We start from the raw sequence: 4,972 nt of genomic DNA on the forward strand, positions 1-4,972 counted from the left end.
GCCGGGCCCGCGCGGCGACCGCACCCCCCGCAACCGCGACGGCCGCCCGACCCGGCCCGCACCCGGCGCCGCCGGACAGCCCGGCGCACCGGCCCGCACCACACCCCCCACCAGGGACCGACCCACCCCACCCCACCCGACCCCCGGCGGGCAGGACCGCCACGGCACCCCGGCCAACCGGCCCCTGGGCAGCGCGGACCGCTACGGCGCCCCGGGCCGTGGGACGCCCGGTGGCCCCGGTGAGTACAGCAGCGCCCCGGGACGCCCCGGCGATCCCTACGGCACCGCCCGACGGCCCGGGGGCCCCTCCTACGGAACCCATGGCCGCCCCGCAGACCCTTCCCACGGAGAGGGCCGCCCCGCAGATCCGTACGGCGCCACCCCCCGCCCCGCAGCCCCCTACGGCACCGGCCGCCGGTCCGCTGACTCCCACCGGACCGCCCGACGGCCCGGACCCCCCTCCAGCGATCCCTGGCGACCGGGAAACGCGTAGGGCGCCGCCGACCGGCCCGCTGACCTCCCCAGCCCCCTTCGAACCCCGACGGACGTCAACCCCCGCCCCTCGCCGCTCCCTTGATCATTGCTACGGTTCCGGCGTGTCTGACTCCTCACGCGAGACCGCAGAAGGCGCCGGCTGGGGCGAGGCCGAGCGGGGCGCCTACCGCCGGCTGATGCCGGAACACGTGCAGAAATTGTTCTGGTTCGACCCGGCGACCATGTGGGCGGCCCGCAACGGCGTGCTGGCCTCGTGGTTCGGCGACCCGACCGGCCGTACCCGCAGCCGCTGGGTGGCCGCGCGGGAGGCCGCCGGGGCGCCCGCCGACAAGGTGATCCGGCGTCATGAGGCCGACCGTTTCTCGTTCATGGTGATCGGCGACACCGGTGAGGGGGACGACTCCCAGTACGCCGTGGTGCCGGGCTTCCTGAAGGCCGGCCAGGACACCGACTTCGCGGTGATCGCGAGCGACGTGATCTATCCGGTCGGCACCGCCGACGACTACGGCCCCAAGTTCTTCCGCCCGTACCGGGACTACCCCGCGCCGATCTACGCGGTACCCGGCAACCACGACTGGTACGAGGACCTCGGCGCGTTCATGCGCGTCTTCTGCGACGACACCCCGCCCCTCGCCCCCGAGCCGAAGCCCCGTCCGCTCACCCGCGCCTGGTGGCGCACCCTGCTGTGGCACCGGCCCCGCCCGGCCGACGAGGAACTTCTCACCCGGGCAAGGAGGTTGAGGTCGGCGCAGGAGCAGACGGCGGTACAGCCGGGCCCCTACTGGGCGATCGACGCCGGCCCGGTCCGGATCGTCGGCATCGACACCGGTCTGCTGGGCACGATCGACGCCGAACAGGGCGCCTGGCTGCGCGAGGTGTCCCAGGGACCGCGCCCGAAGATCCTGGTCACCGGCTCCCCGCTGTACGTGGACGGCGAGCACCACCCCTGCCCCGTCGAGGGCGGCGGCACGGTCGACGACATCGTCCGCGACCCGGCCCACCACTACGTGGCGGCGATCGGCGGCGACATCCACAACTACCAGCGCTACCCCGTCGACGTGGCCGGCCGCACGATCCAGTACGTGGTCGCGGGCGGCGGCGGTGCCTTCATGCACGCCACCCACACCATCCCCCGGATATCGGTCGCGAACGTCACCGAGGACGACTTCCGCTGCTACCCGCTGCGCGGCGACTCGCTCGCCTTCTACAGCCGGCTGTACGGCCGCAGACTGCGCCTGCCCCGCCTGTTCACCCTCACCGAGGCGGAGGCGACGGCGGTGATCGCCGAGCGGCTCGGCATCAGGCCCGCCCGCGCCCCCCACCCGGACACCCGCGTCACCCGCCGCGCCCGGGTGGTCGCGACCCTGCTCGGGGCCGGCAGCCGCCCGGACCGCGGTGCCCGCTTCCGGCTTCCGGTGAAGAAGATCTACACCCAGTTGTTCTCCCCCGGCTCGGTCAGTTACAGCCCGCCGTTCTTCAAGTGCTTCCTGCGCCTGGACGTGAGCCCGGAGGCGGTGCGGCTGCGCTGCTTCGCCGCCACCGGCAACCGCCCTCAGGAGCTGGACCCGCCGGTCGAGGACGAGATCGTCATTCCGCTCGTCTGATCACACTCCCGCAATGTTCGGGTGCCACAATCAGGGCAGAACTGACGTACGACAGCTGGAGGACCGGTGCCGTCCACTCCCCGCCCGCTGCGCAGACTGGGCTTCCTCACCATCGGCCTGTTCGACGGGGCGGATCCGGCCAAGGGGCACGAGTCCACGCTGGAGATCATCGAACTGGGCGAACGGCTGGGCTTCGACAGCGCCTGGGTGCGCCACCGGCACCTCCAGTACGGCATCTCGTCCCCGGTGGCCGTCCTCGCCGCCGCCTCCCAGCGCACCAGCCGTATCGAACTGGGCACGGCGGTGATCCCGCTGGGCTGGGAGAACCCGTTGCGGCTCGCCGAGGACCTGGCGACCGTCGACCTGCTGTCGGGCGGCCGGCTCAACCCCGGTGTGAGCGTGGGCCCGCCCATGCACTACGAACAGGTCAGGGAGGCCCTCTACCCGGACACGGCGGACAGCGAGGACTTCGGCTACGAGCGGGTGCGGCGGCTGCTGGACTTCGTGCGCGGCAAGCCGGCCACCGACTTCAGCGGGGTGGAAGGGTTCGAGGTCTTCTCGGACGTGGTCCAGCCGCACTCGCCCGGACTCGGACGTCGCCTCTGGTACGGCGGTGGCAGTCTCGGTTCGGCGCGCTGGGCGGGCGAGCACGGCATGAACTTCCTGACCAGCAGCGTGGTCAAGGCCGAGGGGCCGGACACGGGGGGCGGCGCGGGCGGCGGCTACGACTTCGCGGAGATCCAGCGCTCGCAGATCGCCGAGTTCCGGGCCCACCACCCCGACGGAGAGGCGGCCCGGGTCTCCCAGGGCCTGGTCGTGATCCCCACCGACTCCGCGACACCCCGGCAGCGCGCCCGGTACGAGGCGTACGCGGCCAAGCGGCTGCCCCGCACCACGGCCCCGCAGGGTCCGGCGCGGCTGCTGTTCGCGCCGGACCTGGTGGGCACCTCGGCGGAGATCGCCGAGCGACTGCACGCGCACGCCGGGTTCCGCGAGGTGGACGAGGTGGCCTTCGCGCTGCCGTTCACCTTCGAGCACGAGGACTACGTCCAGATCCTCACCGACATCGCGACCCACCTCGGCCCGGCCCTCGGCCGGCACGCCGGAGCCGTCTGAGGCCGGCTCCGGTCTCCGGACAACTCCCGTCCGGCGAGCGCTGTCGAGGTCCTGGCGCACAGTCCGTCCATGAGCCGGAGGTGTGTCTGTCCGGCCGCCAACTGGGCACACAGTGCTGCTGATTGGTGCCGGGGCGCATCGGTGCCGCCGAGATGCGTCATGCGCCCACATGACTCAGACTGGTCTTACTCCCCCCTTACTGTTCCCTCACCGGCCATCCGTCGAGAGGGGGCAGTCACGTCGAGGCGGACGGGAAGCAGGGGCTCTCGCTCGGCGCCCGGACGAACGGGCGGCCATGACCGCGTCCGCGTGACGGGCCCGCGACCCGTGCACCGGGGATGCCTGCGCGGCCGAACCCGGGCGATCGTCGTGGTACCGATCCGTATCCGACGTCGAGTCACGCGATTCCCGAGCATCGGCGATCGCGCCGATCGAGGTTGCGTCGAGGCGGAGCCCCGGCGAGGACGTCGGGCAGGATCCGCACCCCGCGTTCGGAACTCTGTGGCTGGTGCGGTCTCACCTACGGAGGCGAATTCTCATGACTCGCAACGATGGCATGTCCCGGAAGCGGCGGCTGGCGATGCTGGCCACCACGGCTGTCCTGGCAGCGGGCGGCGTCGTGCTTCCCACAAGCGCGTTCGCCGCACCAGGACCGAATCCGCACCCTGTACAAACCCACAGCCACAACCACAACCACAACCACAACCACCACGCAAACGGCGCAGGGGCCGGAGCCGGAGCGGGGGCCGGAGCCGGAGCTGGCGCAGGAGCCGGAGCAGGGGCGGGCGCAGGAGCCGGGGCCGGAGCCGGAGCTGGCGCCGGGGCGGGCGCAGGAGCCGGAGCTGGCGCAGGAGCAGGGGCAGGCGCCGGGGCCGGAGCCGGGGCCGGAGCCGGAGCTGGCGCAGGAGCGGGGGCAGGGGCCGGAGCCGGAGCTGGCGCAGGAGCCGGAGCTGGCGCAGGAGCAGGAGCTGGCGCAGGAGCCGGAGCAGGGGCGGGTGCAGGAGCCGGAGCCGGAGCTGGCGCCGGGGCGGGCGCAGGAGCCGGGGCAGGCGCAGGGGCAGGCGCAGGAGCCGGGGCAGGCGCAGGAGCCGGGGCAGGCGCAGGGGCAGGCGCAGGAGCCGGGGCAGGCGCAGGAACCGGGGCTGGGGCAGGAGCCGGAGCTGGAGCCGGGGGCTGATGGGGCGTTAGGGGGGGCGGTGCTCGGAGTCTGGTCGGGGTTGGAGGTTGGCCCGGTGAAGGTCTCGTTCGCTTTGCCGGGCGGGGCTCCGGATCTGTCCGCCGCCCCGGCGGACCACGGCCCTGTTCGGCTGCCGGTCCGTACGCGGCCGCGCTTCTCCCCAACGCACACTCGCCCCGTCGCCCCGTCGGCGTGCGGCGCCCGTCCCGGAACGCCTACCAGGTCACCACCGCCGTACCTCCGTGCCGGTGACCGGCTCCGACGGTCGGCCGTCCACACCGACCGGGACCTCACCGTGCAGCATCACCCGGTGCATGACCCGGGGAAAGCCGAGGTGGGCGTTGTCGCTGGGGGCGAGGTGGATGGTGGCCCGGTTGTCCCAGAAGGCGACACTGCCGGGTTCCCAGCGGAAGCGGACGGTGTACTCGGGCCGTACGGCCTGCACGAGGAGCATCTCGAGGAGCGCGGCGCTCTCCGGGCGGGAGACGTCGACGATCTGCTCGACGTAGTAGCCGTTGACGTACAGCACCCGCTCACCGCTGTGCGGGTGCACCCGGACCAACGGGTGCACGGACGCCAC

General features: G+C 73.4%; 3 protein-coding genes. 2 read left to right on the plus strand and 1 reads right to left on the minus strand.

Annotation, left to right across the window (positions count from 1 at the left end; all coding sequences use genetic code 11):
• The first annotated feature begins 596 nt into the window (after window positions 1-596).
• On the plus strand, window positions 597-2,099 hold the full coding sequence (locus ABZ646_RS39935) for a metallophosphoesterase (protein ID WP_360530662.1): 1,503 nt from the start codon (window positions 597-599) through the stop codon (window positions 2,097-2,099).
• A 66-nt stretch (window positions 2,100-2,165) separates the two neighbouring features.
• Window positions 2,166-3,215 (plus strand): LLM class flavin-dependent oxidoreductase, encoded by a 1,050-nt coding sequence (locus tag ABZ646_RS39940; protein WP_360530665.1) that lies wholly within the window; start codon window positions 2,166-2,168, stop codon window positions 3,213-3,215.
• A gap of 1,400 nt (window positions 3,216-4,615) precedes the next feature.
• On the opposite strand, the gene ABZ646_RS39945 is transcribed toward ABZ646_RS39940, so the two are convergent.
• A partial coding sequence (locus tag ABZ646_RS39945) for a TauD/TfdA family dioxygenase (RefSeq protein ID WP_360530668.1) occupies window positions 4,616-4,972 on the minus strand: 357 nt, incomplete at its 5' end.

Source organism: Streptomyces sp. NPDC007162 (assembly GCF_040634175.1).
Lineage (GTDB): Bacteria > Actinomycetota > Actinomycetes > Streptomycetales > Streptomycetaceae > Streptomyces.